The organism is Bacillus sp. FJAT-29814, assembly GCF_001510715.1.
Classification (GTDB): domain Bacteria; phylum Bacillota; class Bacilli; order Bacillales; family Cytobacillaceae; genus Neobacillus.
Window position 1 is genome coordinate 125,382 of the sequence record NZ_LMTJ01000003.1, and the last position, 21,339, is coordinate 146,720.

Annotated in this window: 19 protein-coding genes and 1 pseudogene; 15 read left to right on the forward strand and 5 right to left on the reverse strand. The window is 42.4% G+C overall.

What is annotated here, in order from left to right; all coding sequences use genetic code 11:
• Window positions 1-45: 45 nt before the first annotated feature.
• The gene (locus AR334_RS08435) at window positions 46-792 is read right to left on the reverse strand and encodes a hypothetical protein (protein ID WP_066308081.1); all 747 of its coding nucleotides are present in this window, start codon (window positions 790-792) and stop codon (window positions 46-48) included.
• A gap of 187 nt (window positions 793-979) precedes the next feature.
• Between AR334_RS08435 and AR334_RS08440 the strand changes: the two genes are divergently transcribed.
• Complete coding sequence (locus tag AR334_RS08440; RefSeq protein WP_066308084.1) at window positions 980-1,777, forward strand: DUF2935 domain-containing protein; 798 nt, start codon at window positions 980-982, stop codon at window positions 1,775-1,777.
• A gap of 175 nt (window positions 1,778-1,952) precedes the next feature.
• Here AR334_RS08440 and AR334_RS08445 read toward each other — a convergent pair whose 3' ends face one another.
• Window positions 1,953-3,347 (reverse strand): glycoside hydrolase family 27 protein, encoded by a 1,395-nt coding sequence (locus AR334_RS08445; RefSeq protein ID WP_066308087.1) that lies wholly within the window; start codon window positions 3,345-3,347, stop codon window positions 1,953-1,955.
• A gap of 162 nt (window positions 3,348-3,509) precedes the next feature.
• Here AR334_RS08445 and AR334_RS08450 point away from each other — a divergent pair, with 162 nt between their 5' ends.
• From AR334_RS08450 to AR334_RS28800, 5 genes are all read left to right on the forward strand, one after another.
• Window positions 3,510-4,226 (forward strand): metallophosphoesterase, encoded by a 717-nt coding sequence (locus AR334_RS08450; RefSeq protein ID WP_066308090.1) that lies wholly within the window; start codon window positions 3,510-3,512, stop codon window positions 4,224-4,226.
• A gap of 17 nt (window positions 4,227-4,243) precedes the next feature.
• Complete coding sequence (locus tag AR334_RS08455; protein ID WP_066308093.1) at window positions 4,244-5,206, forward strand: nitronate monooxygenase family protein; 963 nt, start codon at window positions 4,244-4,246, stop codon at window positions 5,204-5,206.
• A gap of 109 nt (window positions 5,207-5,315) precedes the next feature.
• The gene (locus AR334_RS08460) at window positions 5,316-5,681 is read left to right on the forward strand and encodes a hypothetical protein (protein ID WP_066308095.1); all 366 of its coding nucleotides are present in this window, start codon (window positions 5,316-5,318) and stop codon (window positions 5,679-5,681) included.
• Between the two features lie 46 nt (window positions 5,682-5,727).
• Window positions 5,728-6,612, forward strand: a complete 885-nt coding sequence (locus AR334_RS08465) for an ROK family protein (RefSeq protein ID WP_066308098.1) — start codon at window positions 5,728-5,730, stop codon at window positions 6,610-6,612.
• A 95-nt stretch (window positions 6,613-6,707) separates the two neighbouring features.
• Complete coding sequence (locus AR334_RS28800) at window positions 6,708-6,956, forward strand: hypothetical protein (protein WP_253701227.1); 249 nt, start codon at window positions 6,708-6,710, stop codon at window positions 6,954-6,956.
• An 82-nt stretch (window positions 6,957-7,038) separates the two neighbouring features.
• On the opposite strand, the pseudogene AR334_RS08470 reads toward AR334_RS28800, so the two are convergent.
• Window positions 7,039-7,575: pseudogene (locus AR334_RS08470) on the reverse strand (erythromycin esterase family protein); the annotation flags it as partial.
• A gap of 233 nt (window positions 7,576-7,808) precedes the next feature.
• Between AR334_RS08470 and AR334_RS08475 the strand changes: the two are divergent.
• Genes AR334_RS08475 through AR334_RS08490 form a run of 4 tightly spaced genes read left to right on the forward strand, consistent with a single transcriptional unit; the run spans window position 7,809 to window position 11,522 of the window.
• Complete coding sequence (locus AR334_RS08475; RefSeq protein WP_066308102.1) at window positions 7,809-8,063, forward strand: transcriptional regulator SplA domain-containing protein; 255 nt, start codon at window positions 7,809-7,811, stop codon at window positions 8,061-8,063.
• A complete protein-coding gene (gene splB / locus AR334_RS08480; RefSeq protein WP_066308104.1) occupies window positions 8,056-9,084 on the forward strand; it encodes a spore photoproduct lyase in 1,029 nt (342 codons plus the stop codon). Before AR334_RS08475 ends, splB begins: the two co-directional genes overlap by 8 nt.
• Window positions 9,085-9,096: 12 nt before the next feature.
• Window positions 9,097-10,050 (forward strand): UV DNA damage repair endonuclease UvsE, encoded by a 954-nt coding sequence (gene uvsE / locus AR334_RS08485; protein ID WP_066308107.1) that lies wholly within the window; start codon window positions 9,097-9,099, stop codon window positions 10,048-10,050.
• 41 nt (window positions 10,051-10,091) lie between these two features.
• Complete coding sequence (locus AR334_RS08490; protein ID WP_066308111.1) at window positions 10,092-11,522, forward strand: 6-phospho-beta-glucosidase; 1,431 nt, start codon at window positions 10,092-10,094, stop codon at window positions 11,520-11,522.
• Between the two features lie 66 nt (window positions 11,523-11,588).
• Here the strand turns inward: AR334_RS08490 and AR334_RS08495 are convergent, their stop codons facing one another.
• Window positions 11,589-14,393 carry a M14 family zinc carboxypeptidase gene (locus AR334_RS08495; RefSeq protein WP_082692856.1) on the reverse strand — a complete coding sequence of 935 codons (2,805 nt, stop codon included), beginning with the start codon at window positions 14,391-14,393 and terminating at the stop codon, window positions 11,589-11,591.
• A gap of 196 nt (window positions 14,394-14,589) precedes the next feature.
• A complete protein-coding gene (locus AR334_RS08500) occupies window positions 14,590-15,426 on the reverse strand; it encodes a chemotaxis protein (protein WP_066308113.1) in 837 nt (278 codons plus the stop codon).
• Window positions 15,427-15,735: 309 nt separating this feature from the next.
• Between AR334_RS08500 and AR334_RS08505 the strand changes: the two genes are divergently transcribed.
• From AR334_RS08505 to AR334_RS08525, 5 genes are all read left to right on the forward strand, one after another.
• Complete coding sequence (locus tag AR334_RS08505) at window positions 15,736-16,782, forward strand: tripartite tricarboxylate transporter substrate binding protein (RefSeq protein WP_066308114.1); 1,047 nt, start codon at window positions 15,736-15,738, stop codon at window positions 16,780-16,782.
• A 59-nt stretch (window positions 16,783-16,841) separates the two neighbouring features.
• Window positions 16,842-17,294 (forward strand): tripartite tricarboxylate transporter TctB family protein, encoded by a 453-nt coding sequence (locus AR334_RS08510; RefSeq protein WP_066308118.1) that lies wholly within the window; start codon window positions 16,842-16,844, stop codon window positions 17,292-17,294.
• A gap of 27 nt (window positions 17,295-17,321) precedes the next feature.
• Window positions 17,322-18,848: a tripartite tricarboxylate transporter permease gene (locus AR334_RS08515; RefSeq protein ID WP_066308121.1), complete on the forward strand. Its 1,527-nt coding sequence runs from the start codon at window positions 17,322-17,324 to the stop codon at window positions 18,846-18,848.
• Window positions 18,849-18,920: 72 nt separating this feature from the next.
• On the forward strand, window positions 18,921-20,513 hold the full coding sequence (locus AR334_RS08520; protein WP_066308124.1) for a sensor histidine kinase: 1,593 nt from the start codon (window positions 18,921-18,923) through the stop codon (window positions 20,511-20,513).
• Window positions 20,510-21,217 (forward strand): response regulator, encoded by a 708-nt coding sequence (locus tag AR334_RS08525; protein ID WP_066308126.1) that lies wholly within the window; start codon window positions 20,510-20,512, stop codon window positions 21,215-21,217. The genes AR334_RS08520 and AR334_RS08525 overlap by 4 nt, the downstream gene beginning before the upstream one ends.
• Window positions 21,218-21,339: the final 122 nt, after the last annotated feature.

A 21,339-nucleotide genomic window follows, 5' to 3' on the forward strand; every position in this document is an offset into this window, starting at 1 on the left:
GATCGGTTAAAAACCTCTGGATAATCTTTGGCTGATGTCCATTAATTATTGTTGGTAAGAAATATAAACTTTTTGGATCGACTTATCCGTAATTCTGACCTGATCGGCAATTCGTTGTTCCAAACGGGTGGACGCTTCTTTGAAGTCGGTGCCGTTTGTCCAGTTATTCTTGTTTATGTCATTAGTTGTGTTTCCTCTCGTTCCTGTTCGGCCCGCCCTGTTATTGTCGTTGGTGGTGTTTCCAGTGATCCGATCCGTGCCAGCCCCTGTATTATCGTTGACACCCGCATTATTGTTGTAAATGCTTGCGTTGGTCCCCGCACCGGTATTTCCGTTATTGTCATTCATTACCGCATTTGTATTGCCACCGTTGATTCCGATATTATTGTTTATGTCGTTTGCACGATTTCCGGTTCTCGTTCCTGTTATGTCTCCGGTCGTATTATCATCTTGACCTCTGTTCAAACGGACAGTCACCCAGGCAACATTATTATAAATGACAACATGGGCCCGTTCCACTTCTCTTAATCGTTCAACATTTCGAATGGCACGAGTGGTCCTTCCATCTTGATTGGTAACATTTCTCCCAGTAGTGCCTCTGTTTAAATCATTGTTTCTATCGTTATTCACATTATTTGTGTCAGTAACACGATTGTAGTAGTTGTTGTTATTGAGGTTATTCATCCCGCCGAAATCGCCTGTATCATTGCCGGTATTTCGATTATCGGTATTACAGCCAGTTAACCCAATGAGGGTAGAGGTCAATAACAAAGCTGCCCATCTTTTATGCAAATGAATCATCTCCTTAAAAATTGGTCTTACATATATATCGTGGCTCAATTCATTGGAACTATTCCGGTCGGGAGATAACAAATAATGGAGCTTATTTGGGTTAATTTTTATCTTTTGTTACATATGCATGACTGGAAGCGAATAAATATCAAATTAGTGTGGAAATTTTTAAAGGGAGGCAAAAACCATGAATGATGGATTGGAGCGGACAGCAAGGTTAGAACACCGTTTCTGGCTGCAAATATTAGGTGATCATTCGAGGTTTATTTATGAAGGCCTTGCACCGGTTCAACAAGTTGAAATCGAACAGGCTCAGACGTTTATAGGGGTATTTGATACACTGCTGGGACAGGCAAATTCCTCTGATACAGGGCAATTGGCCGCCAAAGCCGAACCGGAGGTGATTCGATTAAGGGAATTTAAATTGGAATTGATCAGAAAACACCTTACCGGTAAAATCAAAATTCATCTTACTCCTACTTTTTTAAACCATATGGTAAATGAATTGGAGGAATATTTAAGGATACTACGGCATTTAAAAGCAGGCCAAGTACCTCCGGTTTATCATGAATTGCATCATCATCAGGTGTGGTTGTTGGATGCTGCGGGCCATTCCGAGGCGATTACCTCTACTTTGGATGGTGTTGAAAAGAAATTAACAGAGAAAAGCAAAACTTTTATGAAGAATTTTCAAGATTTTTATTTGAAAGCGGTAGAATTGGCGGGATACTTAAGAACGAATTTGTCCACATTTCCAGCGCTGAAGAAATTCAATTCCGATACGCAGTTGGAAATAATATTATTTCAAGGTTTTTTACAGGAAATAGAAGAACTCAGGTTAAGCAAAGAAGCATTGGGGACATTCGCCCCGTTAATGGCAGATCATATGTTTCGGGAAGAATGCTATTATCTTGTGAAACTGGCAGAGTCGGCAAATCTTGAGGCTCCTAACTGTGACCCAACTAAACCTAGACTTAAAGAATGAAGGGTGGAAAAACCAGTGTGGCCCATCTAACAGCTTCCTTTCGTAAAATCGCTCTCTAGTTCTGTTAATTAACTTGGGTAACCGATAACTCATTGGCTACCCAAAAGGTTCCATCCATGCGGTTCCGGTCGCTAATAGGCTTGATTGGCTACCCAAACTAATTTCCTATGGAATTTCAGTAGTCAAGACCAATCTGAGTTTGTCTTGGATTTTTAGGACTGACAGCACCACCTGTTGAAGAATTAGCAACTAATGGCCCCGGAACCACACGGATCATCCGGGAATCATGGGTAGACAGGTTTGCTTTATACCCCGACTCCATACTTCCTAATTCGTGATGCTTCCACAGATCTCGTACTGTGGCCGAACCCTTTATTCCTAAATCCGCCCATTTAACAGTTACCATTTGTTTGGAATCACCGGTATTAAAAAGGGCAACATTGTACGTCCCATCCGGCAGGGCTTGATAAAACACCTGTGACGTTGGTGTTTTATATAAGCGTTTCCCGGCAACCCCGCTTTGGTTGACGCCAATAATTTCATCATTGGCCAAGAGACTGATTCCGAAGGTGTCCAGCTTTGTCAGGTCGTTTCCAATCACAAATTGCGATGCCGCAATCGCCCAAAGGGTAACATACGAACGTTTCTCAGTTTTTGTTAAACCGTCTTTAACCCCGTTGGCCACATTGAGTGAATCAAAGTCGTTCCATGCGCCTGGCCCGGCGTGAGGTTGCCAGATAGCCGCATCATCAAATCTTCGTGATACCTTTTTCCAACTGGTCAGAAACGGTGTTCCATAAGCCTCGATATCGTGGTCCGTCCGCCAGCCATTGGACAATCTCTTCCAGGTATCAGCATGCTTTATATCGAGGTTATTGGATAGTTCCACATGAATCGGCCTTCCTGTTTTTTGAAGCGCTTTGGCCCAAGCCTCGACATCTGGGATATCCTCGTTACGGACACCGTCAATTTTCAGGTAATCCACCCCATATGAAGCAAAAAGCCTTGCCCAAGAATCGATGAATGCCTGTGCTCCTGGCTTTGAAAAATCAATCGCATACATATTTTTAAAATTAAAGTTTACCTTCTGACCTTTGCTAAAGTCCGCTATGTCTTTTGCGTGGTATGGCGTTCCTTCAATCGGCGTGTTTTGGTCAACAGCACCTTTCGGAATCCCTAACGTAACATACAGGCCAAACTTTAATTCTTTATTGTGAATATAGTCCCCAAGTGCTTTCATGCCGCTCGGGAATTTCTTCGGATCGACCTTCCATCTGCCATAAGGATCAACAGTGGTGGTCCAATCCAGCATATAATAATCATCAAGATTGACATACTGATAGCCGTGGGACTTAAATTTTTCGGCCAAAACATCGGCCGCCGCTTTGATTTTTCCTTCCGTAGGATTCTTGCGGATGGAACTCCAGCTGCTCCAGCCCATAAACGGACGTTGTCCCAAATTGTTGTAGGATGAGGCTTCGGCCTCTTCTAGTTCTATTGGTAAAATTGGAAAATTGCCACAAAGGATCAAGGAGAACATTAACAAGGATGTGATTATTTTCTTAAGCATAAGCAATTCCCCCAAGGTGATGGTTTTAAGTCTAAGTCTTTTTTTGAAAATAAAAGGAATTCTAACAATTATTGTTGAATATTAAAATGTAGAATACGGATTACCATATCTTATCCAAAAACTATCCGTTACTTACAAGGGAGTGTAAAGGCGAGGTGAAAAATGAGGAGAATCGCAATCTCGGATATTCATGGCTGTGCAGCGGAGCTTGATAAGCTCCTTGAAAAAACAAAGGCACTGGCGAGCGAAGTCATTTTTCTGGGAGATTATGTGGATACCGGATCAAACAGCTTGGACGTGGTCGAGCGGGTGAGTGAATGGTGCAGTCAAGGGGCAATCGCTTTGCTGGGGAACCATGACGATCTATTCCTGCGCTGGCTCGAAGGGAAAGAAATCATTTATTTTTACGGAAAAACCGGGGGAATCGCCACTATTAACAGCTTTCTGGACCGGATCGGGTTAGAACCGGTTGAATACACGCAATTGCTGCATGATGAGAATAAGGAAAATGATATCAGAAAAAAGATTCAAGATCATTTTCAACCTCAGATTTCCTTCTTGCAATCCTGCCCGTTATTTAAACAGGAATCAGATTTTATTTTTGTCCATGCGGGAATCAATCCGAAGAAAGGGCTGGAAAAAACAACTAGGACAGAGTTTCTCCATCTTCGGGACGAATTTATTTATGAATACAATGGCCAAGAGACGGTAGTTTTCGGCCATACACCGACGAGAAGACTTCATAAAAGTAATGAAGTTTATTTCGGGTCGAACCGGGTCATCGGTATTGATGGCGGGTGCGCTTTTGGCGGCCAACTCAATGCGCTGATCATAAACGATGACGAGTTCAGTACAGAAGCAGTATTAAAAACTTTTTAAATAGGGAGAGAGAAAAATTGTCAAACATTCCATCGATTCTTCAAAGTTTACGTATGCCAGTAATCGGCGCGCCGCTTTTTATCATTAGTAATCCGAAATTGGTCATTGCCCAGTGCAAAGCAGGTATTGTCGGTTCCATGCCGGCACTAAATGCACGGCCTGCTTCACTGCTTGACGAATGGCTCGCAGAAATCACGGAGGAACTGGCAGCTTACAATGCCAAAAATCCTACTCGGCCTGCCGCACCGTTTGCGATTAACCAAATTGTTCATAAGTCCAATGACCGGCTCGAACACGACGTAGAAATGTGCATAAAGTATAAGGTTCCCTTAATTATCACGTCGTTAGGGGCACGTGAGGATGTCAATACCGCAATACATAGTTATGGCGGAATCGTGATGCACGATGTCATCAATAATAAGTTTGCTCATAAGGCAATTGAAAAAGGGGCGGATGGCCTGATTGCAGTGGCAACTGGCGCCGGCGGTCATGCTGGTGTAAAAAGCCCGTTTGCCTTAATTCAGGAAATCCGCGAGTGGTTCGACGGGCCATTGGCGCTATCGGGTTCCATCGCCACTGGAGGCGCGGTACTGGCAGCACAAGCCATGGGAGCTGATTTTGCGTATATCGGGTCGCCATTCATTGCGACACACGAAGCTAATGCAGTCGAGGAATATAAGCAAACTATCGTCGAATCAACCTCTGACGATATCGTTTACAGCAATCTGTTTACGGGAGTCCACGGAAACTACTTGGCGCCGTCTATCAGGAAAGCCGGTCTGGATCCAGAAAACCTCCCGGAGAGCGATCCATCCAAAATGAGTTTTTCCGGAGATGCGAAGAAAAAGGCATGGAAGGATATTTGGGGCTGCGGCCAGGGAATAGGTGTCATTAACGAAATCACTGGAGCGGGTGAATTTGTTGACAAGCTCTACGAAGAATATGTAGTTGCAAGAGAAAGACTACAAATGGTTCGATAATCTATTAATGCTAGAGACGAGATTGCCTTCGGGTAGCCTCGTCTTTTTGTATTAGATTTAGGTGGGGAAACATACAATTTTTAGTAGATTGATTTGAGGAGCTGGAATAATGAACTTCGAAAGGCAAAAGGCAATTATGCTTGCTGAGAATATGAACGATTTTATAAAATTTGTCCAGAAACATTATGAAAATAAACAGAGCAGAAAATTTCATCCTGATAGGTTGCTTCAAATTAAACTCCTTGTCGAAGAATACAAGTTTCAAATTATTGCTGATGAACTGCTAAGAATCAATCAGTTTGATTGGGATGAAAAATATACCTATTATTTAGTAGATTGGTTTATCAAAGGACTTACTATCATTGAGGAATACGTCAACAATAACTATGATGATTTATTCCTGTTGACCGCAAGACTCCATACGTTGAAGGGCCTTAGCCTATCATTCACAAACTTTGTTCCAAATCAAAAATAAACCGTGGTAGAATTAATAATCATAGATATTCCACAGGAGGAAGAAGATGTACTTAGTAATCGACATTGGCGGGACTTTTGCCAAATATGCACGAATGGATGAGGCAGGGACTATTTTCGATAAAAATAAGAAACCGGCACCAAGAACCAACTTAGCCGACTTTGAACAAATGCTTTTTTCGATTATTGAAGAGCAGGATTTATCAGTCATTGACGGGATTGCCATCAGCTGTCCAGGAATCATTGATATTGACACAGGCACCATTTATCAGGGAGGTTCTTTTCCTTTCTTGCATGAGGTAAATTTGGTCAAAATCCTTGGGGGAAAATACGGTAAAAGTGTGTCGATTGAAAATGACGGAAAATGCGCGGCCATGGCGGAATTATGGCTGGGGAGTGTGAGAGGGAAAAAGGATGCTGTAGTATTGGTACTTGGAAGCGGTGTTGGCGGGGGCATTATTATGGATGGAAAAGTCCACCGAGGCGTGAACCTGTTCGCTGGGGAAGTTAGTTATGTGATGAATGGGTTTGATCCGATTTCGAAAAAGGCAAGTTTTGTTGGATATGAATGTTCGTCGGTGCGCATGGTTCAGCAAATTGCTAAACTAAAGCAGCTCGGAAATCTCAATGATGGCGAGGCTGTCTTTGAATTTATCAACCAGCAGGACGTGGACGCCATGGCTATATTCGACGAGTATTGCCTTCATTTGGCGGTTCAGATTCTAAATCTGCAGTATATCCTTGACCCCGAACTATTTGCAATTGGAGGAGGCATCAGTTCCCAGCCAATCTTGCTCGACCGGCTGAACTGGGCAATTCAAGAAATAAAAAAGAATAATCCACATCATGCCGCATCTCCGAATCTGGTGCTGTGCGAATACCGAAATGATGCCAATCTTTATGGGGCGCTGTATCACTACTTAAATAGATAAATTCTAAATGTCCCTGAAACAGTAAGGGACATTTTTGAACCAGGACTGGGTTTTATACATAAACTAGGGTATTAATTAGGAAAGGGTGTATGGAGTTGAGACGAGTAAGACGTATACAACCACAGCCGATCATCGGGCAGGCGTGGACCGGCAGACACGTCATCTTGCTGAACTGTACTAAGGATAATCAATTTATCAATTTATATAAAAGCTATCATGCACCTATCGAGCCCGCACGACCTAATTGTGCCGAAACATTATCCCAGCTGCTAAGCATCGGGTATAAAATACATGCCGTAACAGCCATCTCGCCCAATCAAGTACAATATATATTGGTCTTATAAAAATACACAGGGTCTCCGAGACAGTAGAGCTAGATTTTAAGAGCTCATGGTCACGTAGACCCCACATCTAACAAATTCCCCATCAAACAAACACTCTTTCAACCTCCAGCGGCTGCAGCGCATTCGTTGAACTAACAAAAATAAAAGCATCGTACCTCTCAGACATAACCGAAGGAACATAATTTCCATAATGCTCATACTGCGGATTATAAACAACCCCAATCGCCCGGTGCCCAATCCTACGACCAAAGTGCTTCCGATTATCGTCATTAAAAATCAGAAGTTTATCGTGGGGCCCGGCTTTATGCATGACATCCTCCCAACTGCCCTCAACAGCAGGTGGCACCACCATTCTCTCAAAATTCACGCCCCATTCATCTGCCGCAATAACAGTCCCGCGGTGAGTTCCAAATCCTACAATAAAAACACGCTCCTCACCTTGTTGTTCCCTCAACAGTTGACCGACATTTACCAAACCTTCAGCGGCCATATCTGTCGCTCGGGCATCACCGACATGGGTATTGTGCTCCCAAATAATCCCCTTGTCAGCAGCGCCATAATAGTCACTAATCTTATTCATGACCTCAACCATATGGCGGTCACGGATATTCCAAGACTCATAACATATGGGACGTTCTTAATCTCATTCAAAAGTGGCTGTAAATCGTCCATACCTGTTAACAGTATAGCGTTATCTCGAATTGCTTCAATGACATTTTTCTTCATTTGGCATCCCACCATTTGCTTCTTTTAAAAGATATTATTTTCCTTAAATCTTAATTTTAACGAAAGGATGAACGAACTCAGCTTAGGAGAAACTAAGCAAAAAGTATTTAAGGAGTTGACACGACCATGAATCAAGCCTTTCAACCAGGGCAAATTGTCTACGTCATTATTCGAAACCCACATGCTCAGGACGTCGCGAACGTTCAGGAAGCAGCCGTTGTCCAGAACCCCGATTCCCCGGGCGATTTAGCATTATTTGTGTATGAAACCTTCTATCCATTAAATGATGAAGTAGCTGTTTTTTCGAGTGCGAACGAGGCAGAACAAGCTTATCAGGAAGCCTTTGGGCAAGCAGAAATCGAGGATTATTATTATGGTTAAGCCGTTTGTCCCACAGCTTGTTTATGTTGAACCGGCAGCCTTAGATTATCCTTTAGGAAAAGAATTGGTGGATAAATTTACCGATATGGGCATTGAAGTGAGGGAAACGACCTCGCACAACCAAATTCGAAATTTGCCAGGGGATACCGATTTTCAACGGTACCGGATTGCCAAATCGACCCTGGTAGTAGGCATAAGGAAGACCCTGAAATTTGATACGTCCAAACCATCGGCTGAATATGCGATTCCGTTTGTAACGGGTTGCATGGGGCATTGCCATTATTGCTACCTACAGACGACGATGGGGAGCAAGCCCTATATTCGTACATATGTAAACATTGATGATATTTTTGAAGCGGCCGAAAAGTACATGAAGGAGCGTGCCCCAGAACCAACAAGATTTGAAGCTTCCTGTACTTCCGATATCGTGGGGGTGGATCATTTAACCCATACCCTGAAGAAAGCAATTGAGTTTTTTGGACAATCGGAATATGGGAAACTGCGTTTTGTCACGAAATTTGCTCATGTCGATCACCTGCTTGATGCTAAGCATAATGGCCGGACACGCTTTCGGTTCAGTATGAATGATGAATACATCATTAAAACGTTCGAACCAGGCACATCAAGAAGGGATGAAAGAATTGAGGCGGCGGGGAAGGTGGCCCAGGCCGGCTATCCCTTAGGGTTTATCATTGCCCCGATTTATCTGCATGATGGCTGGAAAGAGGGCTATAAGGAAATGTTCGAAAAATTGGAGGCCCAACTGCCCGCAGCCGCCAAAAGAGATTTAACCTTTGAAATGATTCAACATCGCTTCACCAAGCCTGCCAAACGTGTCATCGAAAAAAATTATCCTATGACAAAATTGGAACTGGATGAATCAAAACGGAAATATAAATGGGGAAAGTATGGAATTGGCAAATATGTTTACACAGATTCGGAGCAGGAGGACATAAAGGATACCCTCGGGAGCTATATCCATACCTATTTTCCAGAGGCAAAAATCGAATATTTCACGTAAAGAGGTATCATGATGAAAATACGATTCGGATATGTGGCAACAGCACTGGACCTCTGGGATGCCAGTCCTTCAAAAACATTGACGTTTACTCGATACAGTAAGCTTCCAAAAAATGAGCGAATGGATACGCTGAAATGGGTAACAGCCCAAAATTTAACCCATACGAAAAGAATTCTTTATTATAATATCGCTCATGAAATCGAATTGTATCGGTTTTCGAGCGGGCTCGTTCCATTGGCGACTCACCCAGAAGTGATGTGGGATTTTATCACCCCTTTTAAAAAAGAATGGAAGGAGCTTGGCCAATTGATTCAAAAATTTCAAATTCGGCCAAGCTTCCATCCGAATCAATTTACGCTTTTCACTAGTCCTCGTGATGAGGTGACCGATAATGCTGTTAAGGACATGGAGTATCACTATAAAATGCTCCAGGCCATGAACGGGCTGGAAAAAGGAGTCATCAATATTCATATCGGTGGAGCTTACGGGGATAAAGAAACCTCTTTAATCCGATTCCACGGTAATTTAAAAAAGCTGCCGGACACTATCAAAAAACATATGACGCTTGAAAATGATGACAAAACATATAATGTGGAAGAAACCCTGCTTGTTTGTGAACAGGAAAACGTTCCGATGGTTCTTGATTATCATCATTTTATGGCGAATAAAGGGGAAATTGCACTAGAAGATTTTTTGCCGCGTATTTTTGATACATGGAATCATCCGAAAAATGTACCCAAAGTTCATATCTCCTCACCCAAGTCCGAAAAGGAATATCGGTCTCATTCGGATTTTGTTTCTTTAGAATTTGTCCTGCCATTTTTAAAAATAGCCAAGGAGCTGAACCAGGACTTTGATATCATGATTGAGGCGAAGCAGAAAAATCTGGCGATGCAAAGGCTTGTTGAAGAAGTAGCTTCCATTCGCGGGGTGAAACGGATTACTAGCGCGGCGGTGGAGTGGTAAACTTAAGATGTCCTAGATAATTTTTAGAGGAGGAATTCGAAATGGCTTTTCCGAAAGATTTTTTATGGGGCGGTGCGGTTGCAGCCCATCAGGTCGAAGGTGGCTGGAATAAAGGCGGTAAAGGACCGAGTGTTGCCGATGTGATGACAGCGGGTGCTCATGGTGTACCTAGGGAAATTACCGATGGAATTGTTGAAGGCAAATATTATCCAAATCATATGGCAATCGATTTTTATGGGCGATATAAACAAGATATCACGTTATTTGCGGAAATGGGCTTTAAATGTTTTCGGACAAGCATTAATTGGACTAGGATTTTTCCAAAAGGGGATGAAACGGAACCAAACGAGGAAGGATTGCAATTTTATGATGACATGTTTGATGAATTGATAAAGCATGGCATCGAACCCGTCATTACCTTAAGCCATTTTGAATTGCCGTACCATCTGGCAAAAGAATATGGCGGCTGGCGCAATCGGAAGCTGGTTGATTTCTTCGTCCGCTACTCCACCACGGTCATGGAACGTTATAAAAATAAAGTGAAATATTGGATGACGTTTAATGAAATTAATAACCAAATGAATACTGATAATCCGATCTTTTTGTGGACCAATTCCGGCGTTCGTGTGGAAGAAGGAGAGAATCCGGAAGAGGTAATGTACCAGTCGGCTCACCACCAGCTTGTGGCCAGTGCCATGGTGGTGAAGGCAGGGCATGAGATTAATCCTGATTTTGAAATTGGCTGCATGATTGCCTTTGTTCCGATTTATCCGTATTCCTGCAACCCGAATGACATGATGCTTCAAGTAGAATCCATGCATGCCCGCTGGTTCTTTGCCGATATACACTGCCGGGGGCACTATCCTAATTATGCCCTTAAGGAATGGGAACGAAAGGGCTTCGACATCAAGATGGAGCCAGGAGACGAGAAGATTTTGGCAGAAGGAACAGTGGACTACATAGGGCTTAGCTATTATATGTCTGATGCAGTGAAAAGCGGCGTGAATGAACAAGGCACTGATCATGTGGTTGGCTCAAGAACAAGCGTGAAAAATCCTTACGTAAAAGCTTCCGATTGGGGTTGGCAGATTGACCCGGTTGGATTGCGGTATTCCTTAAATCAATTATACGAACGGTATGAGCTGCCATTATTTATTGTTGAAAATGGCTTTGGAGCCATCGATGTAAAGGAAGCAGACGGCACCGTTCATGATGGTTATCGCATCGACTACCTAGGTGCACATATTAAAGAAATGGAAAAGGCAATTGACCTCGATGGGGTGGATATCATGGGCTATACGCCGTGGGGCTGCATTGACTGCGTTTCATTTACCACCGGAGAAATGAAAAAACGGTATGGGTTTATCTATGTGGACCGCGATAATGAAGGAAACGGCTCGATGCAAAGATCAAAAAAGAAATCGTTCGATTGGTATAAGCGGGTTATTGCTACGAATGGTGAAGAGGTCTAGTTGTAAGTAGAAAAATGGGGCAGTCCCAAGAGTGTTTCTAACTCTTGGGCAGCCCCATTTCAAGGTTTAGTCTCGGTCTCTGCCAATTTCAAAGAAGGATTTACCAGCCTTGTTATTTTCAGCCTTCACTTCTTTACCGTTCACTTTTCCTTTGCCTTTCTTCAGAACCTCTGTCCCTACTGATGCATAGATGCTATTGGCCAATAGGCGGTAGCTGTACTGTGTATGGGCTCTAAAGGCTAGGTCGTTAGCAAACAAGGTGATGGCAGAGTCTTCAAAGTTTTTCGTAATGGCAAGTGTTTGGCCCTTTGCTTTCTCGTGTCCTGGCCACCAGCCAGCAACATAGAAATCATCGGAGTTGCTAAAGGTTGCTAATACCTCGGCATCTTCCGGAACAGAGGTGATCCATGCTCCAAATGTAGTATATAAGAGCTCGTCCTTCTGATAGCCGGAAGTCAATGCGTGATCATTCACGACTGCTTTAAATAGTCCTTCATGGCCATTTGCAGTGGCAGCATAATCAAACCCTGGGAGCACTCCGCTGCTTTTCACTGCACGCATAGCAGAAGAACCAATCCCTACAAATGATTTTCCTGCAATAGCACTTGGAACAAAGCTTCCACTGTCACTAATAATGATGTCAGCTTCAGCGGAGGTGACCAATTCAAATCCAAGTTCTTTTAGCGAGAAATTTAATTGTGACGACCCGGAAACTGCAACTTTCGGCATCTTTAGTAGTTCTCTTTTCACCGGATTAGAAGTCCCCAGCTGCTTTGCCTCGAAATAATAGTTCTTTCCGTACTTTTGAAGATCCGTTGTGTTGACAATAAAGTCACCTTTATTGACACCGGCTTTTGTTTCTGTGGCTTTTTCGACAACTGCCCCATTTTTTAGAAGTTCATTTACTAGTTTAATAGTTTCATTATTCGTATTTGCCAGCACTTGCTTAGGTGTTTTGCCGGTTACTTCACCCACAGGCAATGTAACATTTTTGACTTTAGAGGTGATCCCTTTAAAAATTCCTGGTACACGAACCTCAGCTACATCAAATCCACGAAGCGCAGAGAAGTTTACGACAACCGGGTCATACATCGCTCCCCAGTCGGAAACATTATCCCCTTTGTAAAGCATAGCATTTGCCACACCGCGTTTTGCTTGATTCATCGGAACGACAAATGTACCCTTAGGATACATAGTTCCTTTGACATTGATGTTTTTTGTCGTTTGTTCCACCTTTACACCGTTGCGAAGCAGATAGTCAACCATCTTGTGTGCTTCATAATTATTTTTTTGTTCCTTATCATTTGTCGGAATCACGTAGTAATCCGGGAAGAAATTCTCATTGTTTCCTCTTACGCGGCCAATCGCTTCACCTGCAGAATTGACAAAGTATTGGTCAACTGCACGGTTATCCTCGCCGTTTACGCCTCGCTTGAAGATATCCAGCTGATTTTCAAATAAGGCATCCTTATTTTCTGTGACATATTTGACCGCCCCTAATCCAGCGCCCAACATTGCATTATAACCATTCTGGCCTAATGCGGGAACTTCAACGGTATGGCCCAATGAGCCGTGAAGCATGGCATACATTGGCGTATAGGCAGGGGTCATATCATCCCAGCCATCTTTATAATCTAGTGCTGGAATTTCGTATGAAGGAAAAGTAGAATTACCAATCCCAGCTTGTCCCATTGAATGAGCCTGTTCAATCATAGTAGGGTAAAGCAGGTCATACTCAAAGTTCGGATTATGCGGAGGAGTGGTCGGTTCGATTAAAAATCCGCCTACATAGCCATGCATATCAATGAAAGACAGCGGTGTCCATTTTGCAATAACCTGGGTAACTTGTTGGGTTTCAACCTGTGTTTGATAATGGTTGTCACGATTTAAATCAAAACCATTTGCATTTGCTCTCGTATTGGCAACTCGTCCATCAGGATTGTTCGTAAACATGTACAGGAAGATGACATCATCGAGGACATTATCAACATCCAATGTTACGGTTTGTTCCTTTTCGCCTTTCCCGGTCTTAAAAGTTACTTCCTCTCCAAGGGCAAACTTCTTCAATAAATCCACCTGGGCATCGACACCCTCAACCTCGTCGGGATGGATATTGTTGATCCAAACCGGAACTTGATAGTCGCCCATGGAACCATTTTTTAATTTCTCGATTAAACTCTGAGGATTTTCTAATGCAGCCGGTAGCGTTTCATTTAAATACTTGTCGACAGCGTTTTTGTTTTTTGCCAAGATGACGAAGTGAAGGTCGCGGCCCTGTACGGTTTTACCAAGGCTTTGATACTCCAGATAGCGATTATTGTTTGCTTTTGCTTGCTGGAAAACTTTATCAATTTCCGGTTTTAGTTGATCGTAAAATAAAAATTGATCGTATACATTTAGTTTTACAGAAGTGGCCGCTTTTTCGTTACCGGCAGGATTAAGCAAGGCCAATTCATGATCGCCTATAAACTGTTGGTATTGGGTTCGAATGGTTCGATTTGATAGGTCGTTTCTATTAAATAGAAGCCCGAACTCCAATGTTGCCTTGATGGTAGTGGTTCCATCGACATAGTGCGGTTGTTCTTTTACGGTAATGAAAGGGGCTCCACTATAATTTGTCCCGCTTGTCCATTTTTTCCATTGTGATAGATCCTTACCGCCAAATTGCCATTGCAATTGACTTAAATCCACATTCTCGCCAAAATCGGCTTGTACCTCGACAGTGCGAGTCTCTGTCAGTGAAAAAAGAGATCTACTTACCTTAAGTTCTGTCACTTGGACCTCATCCGCTGCTGAAGCAGGGAAGGAGGTTTGTGCAAAGATGGACAGCATCATTATAAATGCTAGCCAACCTGCAAAATACTTTTTCATACTAACACCCTTTCTATTACTAGTAATATGTACTGCTAGTTTAATATAACAAAATATTCTGATATTTTTTGCCGAAAAACTTCGAAAATCGAAGCATATCGGTCGACAATTTGCGTGGATTCTGCTCTTATTCGGTTATCGGCAGTTTTTCATATAAAAAAATCGGAACGCCATGTTCCGATTTTTTGCAACGATCTCATCGATTATTTACCTGTCTCCAAGTCCGGACGAGACCATCAACAATGCCATCAATGACGTCCTTGTCGGTAAAATAACTGGTGTGGCATAATGGATTCCAGCTCGTTAGTATATTGCCTACATTCACCTGCCTATCTTTCGTAACCGCATGCTGATAGACTTCGTTTATTGTTTTTAATGGGTATCCCAATATATCATCGCTGTCATAAAAGTTAACCCATTCACCCTTAACACCCGAATAGTAATTTTTAAGTTTAGGAGACGGGATATTAAGCGGTCGGTCAAATTTATGATAGCGCAGGCTCCACAATGGAAGGGCTGTTCCCAGTGTATAAAAAAGTGCCAGCGTTTCGCCTTTTTCCAAGGCGGAAGGAGTGCCTTCCATTTGTTTTGATTGCAAATCATAGAAATAATTGCTGGCAAGCACAGAGCCTAAACTATGCGAAATGACACATAAAGGAGCATAACCTCCGGCTTTTTTAGCAAGAATGTTTAAGTTTTCACGGATATTTTCATGGATTCTTTCGTAATTATGCTTCGCAGACTCTACAGGCTGATAGGCAATCACGTCTCCTGCATAATGAATAAAAAATTTGCGGAGTGACTGATAATCAAGCTTTGGTTCATGGACGATTTTTTTATACAAATCTTCCTCTCGTTCTTCTAATAGCTCTGACCAGTGAATCGGCTGAAAAATAAGCTGCGAGGAAGGGTCCTCCACCAAATTTCCGACCTTGCTGGCAAAATTCCTATTTATCAATTCTATCATTTCTGCAGCAAATTCTTTGTTCTGTCTGCCGATACCATGAATAATCGCAATCGCAATTCTTTTCAACTTGTTTCCCACCTTTTTAACATCCTGAAAAGGACTTTTGTAATAGGTATTCACTATGTATATATGGATTTACTGAAAAAAAAGACTGGTAAGATGGTCGTTGTTTTTTTAAAAACGGTTTTTTCGATTCCTAAGAATCAATTCTTTGGATAATGCTTTGGTGATAAGTACGTTAATGCCCGCGTGAACTTTATGAACAAAATAGTGGCAAAGTTTTTAATGTTGTTTAAAACCACAATATTTAAAATTGGTAGATTTTTTGTAAAATCAAGAAAACGTTTACAAAACGTTCACAAAGGGGGAGAAGAAATGTTTTCAATGAAAAAACTTTCAGCTGTTGTATGTGCTGGTGCATTGGCACTAAGCTTAGGGGCATGCAGCAGCAAGGAAACAGGAAGCACTGGCGGCACTAGCAGCGCAGGTAAGAACGAGGAGGGGACAGGCTATCCAACAAAAGCAATCACCGTAGTTGCTCCTTCGGGTGCTGGTGGCGGATGGGACTTAACAGCCCGCTCGTTTACTAAGATTCTAGCTGAAACAAAGCTTGTCAGCCAGCCATTGACGGTTGAAAATAAGCCGGGTGGGGGGGGTGCGGTATTTATGGCGGAATACGCTACCCAGCAAGCGGCAAATAACGAAATGCTGTTTGTCAATTCGCCGCCAATTATTATTAACAATCTGAAAAAAGAAGGAAACAGCCCATACGGCTACAAAAATACAACTCCATTAGCACAGCTGACTAAGGATTTTGGGGCGATTGTCGTAAAGGCAGATTCGCCATTTAAGGATTTGAAATCTGTATTGGAAGAAGTGAAGAAAGACCCAAGTAAACTTACTTTTGCTGGTGGTTCAGCACCAGGTTCAATGGACCACTTAATTTCAATTCTTCCAGCTTATAAATATGGTGTCAATCCAACCAAAATTAAATATGTTTCTTACGATGGCGGCGGGGAAGCCATTACAGCTTTACTTGGCGGGAATGCTGATGTAATTGGTACAGATGCCTCAAGTGTAAAAGAATTCCTGAAGGCTGGAAAGATCCGTGTGTTGGCCGTTACTTCAACTGAACGTCTAGTTGGCGATCTAAAGGATATTCCAACTGCTAAAGAACAAGGAATTGATGCTGAATTTACCATCTGGCGCGGCGTGTTTGGACCTGAAAAAATGTCTGAGGAAGCAAAAACATATTGGAGTAAGTCCATCGATAAGCTAGTACAATCCCAAGAATGGAAAAAAGAAGTCGAAGCACAGGGCTGGGAACTTGAATACAAAAATAGCGAGGATTTCAAAAAGTTCTTAGAAGAGCAAGATAAACAAGTCCAACAATTATTAATGGCATTGGGCATGCAGAAGTAACAAACGCGGGAAGGAGGTTGCTTTCTCCTTCCCTTTATTTTTCTAAGGGGGGATCGTGCATGGACATTAAATTTGATCGTTTAGCAGCGGTATTTTTTTTAGCAGTAGGTGTCCTCTTTATAATTGGTACCAGGCATATTTCAAGCTCTTCTTACGGGAGTGTCGTTGGTCCGGACATCTTTCCTTTTATTTTGGGAATTATTTTAGTGTTGTTAAGCATTCGCTTATTTTGGGAAACATTCCTAGTCAGGGGACAAAAAGGCAAGAAGGAAAAGCTGGAGTATAAGCCATTTTTAATTGTCTTTGCTGCTACATTAATTTATGTTTTGACATTAGAAACAATTGGTTACGTCATTACCACCTTTTTGTTTCTCCTTGTTTGCTTTCAGACAATGGAACGCACAAATGTGGTGAAATCAATCATTATTTCTGCTCTATTCTCGGGTGTTGTTTATTTCGTTTATGTTGATGTGTTAAAAGGTACACTTCCAGGCTGGCCAATTTGGTTTTAAACAAGTCTGATTGTAAGGGGGATTAACATGAGTACGCTTGATTATTTATTAAATGGTTTTGGGACTGCACTTATTTGGTATAATTTGATCTTTGCTTTTGTCGGGGTGTTGATTGGTACGGCTGTTGGGGTTCTTCCGGGAATTGGACCTATGAGCGGTGTTGCCCTGCTTATCCCCGTAACGGCCTCGATAACAGGGGGGCTGCCTCCGGAACAAGCCGCCACCAGCGCGATTATCTTACTCGCTGGCGTCTACTATGGTGCGATGTATGGCGGTTCAACCACTTCGATTCTAATAAATACACCGGGGGAATCCTCATCTGTTGTTACGACATTGGATGGTTATCAGATGGCTAAAAAAGGTAGGGCGGGAAGCGCACTATCTATTGCAGCGATTGGCTCATTTGTCGGCGGAGTTGTAACAATCATTGCCCTAATCATCTTAGCCGAACCTTTATCCAATGTGGCGCTTAAATTTGGCCCTGCGGAATATTTTTCACTCATGCTGTTAGGACTTGGTGCCGTTAGTGGTTTAGCTGGGAAGTCTGTAACAAAGGCTTTGATTATGACCGTATGCGGTTTATTGCTTGGAACAATTGGAATTGACAGTGTTTCCGGTATTGCGCGATTTACTTTTGATGTTCCATGGCTTTATCAGGGATTAGAGTTTTTGACCATAGCTGTTGGTCTGTTTGCACTTGGTGAAGTGTTCAAAACGATTTTGGAAAAAGAAGAGGATGACGGCGAGGTTGCGAGAATCAATAATTTACTACCTTCAAAGGAAGAGTTTAAAGAATCGGCGGGACCAATTGCCCGCGGTTCCCTTCTCGGTTTTTTTGTCGGAATTTTGCCTGGAGCAGGGGCAACACTGGCATCGTTCTTTTCTTATCTTCTGGAAAAAAAGATCTCGAAAAATCCATCAAAATTTGGACAGGGCACGATTGCTGGGGTAGCGGCACCTGAAACAGCAAATAATGCGGCTTCAGGCGGTGCCATGATTCCACTATTAACATTAGGGATACCTGGTTCAGGTACGACGGCTATCCTAATGGGTGCCTTGATGATGTATAATGTCCAACCAGGGCCATTATTATTTGATGAACATCCTCAGGTAGCATGGGGTTTGATTGCTAGTATGTTTATCGGGAACATCATGCTGTTAATTCTTAATCTGCCACTTGTTAAAGTTTTTGCGAAAATTATTCAAACACCAAAACAATTCTTAATTCCGATGATTATTGCTATCTCCATTTTTGGTGTTTACGCGGTTCAGGTTTCGATGTACGACCTTCTGCTATTGCTTGCATGTGGAGTGTTTGGCTACTTTTTAAGCAAAAACGATTATCCGATTGCCCCATTAGTACTTGGACTTATATTAGGGCCGATGGTTGAAAATAATTTAAGACGAGCTCTTACGATTTCTAACGGGGATTACAGTGTATTTTTCACACGTCCACTTTCGTTGGCATTCCTTCTTATCACGCTTCTCTGGTTAATTGTTCCGTTAATATTAAAGCGAAGAGGAAAACGGGTCGTGATCAATGTAGAAGGCTAAAGATTTTAAATCTTTTAAAAACTCCTTTTTATAAGGGGTTTTTTTTACTATTATAGTAGTAGAGGTGACTGCATGCGTTTACATACAAAATTAATGCTTGGAATCTTGGTACTCATCATATTAATAGGATTTGTTTTTGAATTGACTTTTACCAATATTATTGAATCGAACCTTAAACATGAAATTGGCACAAAGGCCCTATCTGTTGCGGAAACTATTTCAAGCATGCCTACGATTCAACATGCCTTTCAGGAAGAGGACCCGGCCGCGATTATACAGCCGATTGCCGAAAAAATTCGCAAACAGGTTGACGCGGAATTTATCGTAGTTGGGAACCTGAACGAAATTCGCTATTCCCATCCTAATCCAAAACGCATCGGCCAAAAGATGGTTGGCGGCGATAACGGAGGGGCTTTTAAAGGGGATGCCGTTATTTCGGAATCTACCGGGACACTCGGTCCTTCATTAAGAGGGAAAGCACCTATATTTGGCAACGATGGCAAGGTTATTGGCGTCGTTTCTGTCGGTTATCTGCAAACCGATATTGAAAAAGAGGTTTCAAGAGTGAAGCAAAAAATCTTTATTGTTACTTTCGTTGTTTTAGTAGGTGGATTGGTTTCTGCGCTATTAATCTCTTTCAATATTAAAAGGGCGATGTTCGGTCTCGAACCGAAGGAGATTGCCTGGATGTATCAAGAGAAGCATGCGATTCTGGAGTCGATTCACGAGGCCATTATTGCGATCGATACGAACGGACGTATGACGGTGGTCAATGATACTGCCCATAAAATTCTTCAGGTGCCAAATGAGATTCTGCTTCGAGGGAAAAGGATTGATGATTTCATTGAAAATACCCAGCTTCTTGAGGTAGTTCGAACAGGTCAAGCCGAGTATGACCGTGAATTTATGATCTTGGATGAGGTGTATTTGGCGAATCGGATTCCGATATTTAATGATAAAAAAGAAGTGATTGGGGCGGTGGTGAGCTTCCGGAATAAATCGGAGCTAACCAATCTTCTGAAGGAATTGTCGCATATCAAATCGTATGCAGAAGGATTGCGTGCGCAAACACATGAATATTCAAATCGCCTCTATACGCTGCTAGGATTGATTCAGCTTGGGTCTTATAAGGAAGCGATCGAATTGATTTCAAAGGAAGTGGACTTTGCTCAGGGATTCATAGAATTTTTAATGAAGGAAATTCCTGATCCGGTGATTGCGGGCTTTATTTTGGGTAAAGTCAGCCTGGCAAGTGAGTTGAAAATTGATTTTACAGTTGATCGAGAGAGCAGCTTCCGGGACATACCTGAAGATATCAGCAGAGATTCGATCATAACCATTATTGGAAATATTGTCAACAATGCCTTTGAGGCTGTCAGGGAAAATGAAAAGGACGAAAAAGTCGTTTCGCTGTTTTTAACGGACCTGGGGAAGGAATTGATTATTGAGGTAGAGGATAACGGCAAAGGAATTGAAACGACTGCGGAAGAGATTTTCAAGGCAGGTTACTCGACGAAAAACCATCAAACCAATGCGGGAATTGGTTTGAGTCTCGTTAAAAAATCGATAGACGCCTTAAAGGGGTCGATTACATTTTCATCAACTCCGGGGGAAAGGACGATATTTACAATCGCAATACCGAAAAGAAGGGGGGATGTTGCATGAAGGTGAAGCGGGATATCGAAGTGTTAATCATTGAAGATGATTTACGGATTGCCGAAATCCAGAAACGTTTTCTTGAACAAATCGAGGGTTTTCAGACGGTCGGAATCGCCGCAAGTTATCACGAGGCAAAGAATTTCATTGAATTATTGCAGCCCGATCTTCTTTTGCTAGACATGTATTTTCCGGATATGAACGGGTTGGATTTGCTGAAGGAAGCCAAACAGCAACCAAAACAAATGGATGTCATCATGATCACAGCGGCCAAGGAGATTCAAAGTGTTCAAGAAGCTATCAGTATTGGGGTTTTTGATTATATTATTAAGCCGGTGGTGTTTGAGCGGTTCAAAAAATCACTGCAAAGATACCAAGAGTTTCACTCAAGATTAGTAGAACTTGAAAAAGAAAATATGTATGTGACACAGCAGCAGGTGGACAAGCTGCTGCGCAAGGAAATCGAAGGAGGCGGCAGCAATAAACCTTATTTGCCAAAGGGAATTGACCCGCTAACCCTTGATAAAGTCATAGAGGTCTTGGAGAAAGTTAGGCCCGGATTAACTGCGGAATTGGTTGCCAAAGAACTTGGCGTAAGCAGGACAACCGCCAGAAGATACCTGGAGCACCTAGTATCTGAGGAAAAGATTGATGCTGATCTATCGTATGGGACGGTTGGCCGTCCGGAAAGGGTCTACATTGTAAGAGTATAATTTTGTAATTTATCACAGATTATTTTATTGAGAAAAAATGAAAAAAGACTGAGGAGACTCGGTCTTTTTTCTTGTGATGTTTGCGGAAAATTTGGTTTGGCGCTGCTTTTTTAACACGATGG

Coding starts and splice junctions, on each gene's coding strand:
- AR334_RS08440 (WP_066308084.1), top strand. CDS start 980: ATGAATGATGGATTGGAGCGGACAGCAAGGTTAGAACACCGTTTCTGG.
- AR334_RS08445 (WP_066308087.1), bottom strand. CDS start 3,347: ATGCTTAAGAAAATAATCACATCCTTGTTAATGTTCTCCTTGATCCTT.
- AR334_RS08450 (WP_066308090.1), top strand. CDS start 3,510: ATGAGGAGAATCGCAATCTCGGATATTCATGGCTGTGCAGCGGAGCTT.
- AR334_RS08460 (WP_066308095.1), top strand. CDS start 5,316: ATGAACTTCGAAAGGCAAAAGGCAATTATGCTTGCTGAGAATATGAAC.
- AR334_RS08465 (WP_066308098.1), top strand. CDS start 5,728: ATGTACTTAGTAATCGACATTGGCGGGACTTTTGCCAAATATGCACGA.
- AR334_RS08475 (WP_066308102.1), top strand. CDS start 7,809: ATGAATCAAGCCTTTCAACCAGGGCAAATTGTCTACGTCATTATTCGA.
- splB (WP_066308104.1), top strand. CDS start 8,056: ATGGTTAAGCCGTTTGTCCCACAGCTTGTTTATGTTGAACCGGCAGCC.
- uvsE (WP_066308107.1), top strand. CDS start 9,097: ATGAAAATACGATTCGGATATGTGGCAACAGCACTGGACCTCTGGGAT.
- AR334_RS08490 (WP_066308111.1), top strand. CDS start 10,092: ATGGCTTTTCCGAAAGATTTTTTATGGGGCGGTGCGGTTGCAGCCCAT.
- AR334_RS08495 (WP_082692856.1), bottom strand. CDS start 14,393: ATGAAAAAGTATTTTGCAGGTTGGCTAGCATTTATAATGATGCTGTCC.
- AR334_RS08505 (WP_066308114.1), top strand. CDS start 15,736: ATGTTTTCAATGAAAAAACTTTCAGCTGTTGTATGTGCTGGTGCATTG.
- AR334_RS08510 (WP_066308118.1), top strand. CDS start 16,842: ATGGACATTAAATTTGATCGTTTAGCAGCGGTATTTTTTTTAGCAGTA.
- AR334_RS08515 (WP_066308121.1), top strand. CDS start 17,322: ATGAGTACGCTTGATTATTTATTAAATGGTTTTGGGACTGCACTTATT.
- AR334_RS08520 (WP_066308124.1), top strand. CDS start 18,921: ATGCGTTTACATACAAAATTAATGCTTGGAATCTTGGTACTCATCATA.
- AR334_RS08525 (WP_066308126.1), top strand. CDS start 20,510: ATGAAGGTGAAGCGGGATATCGAAGTGTTAATCATTGAAGATGATTTA.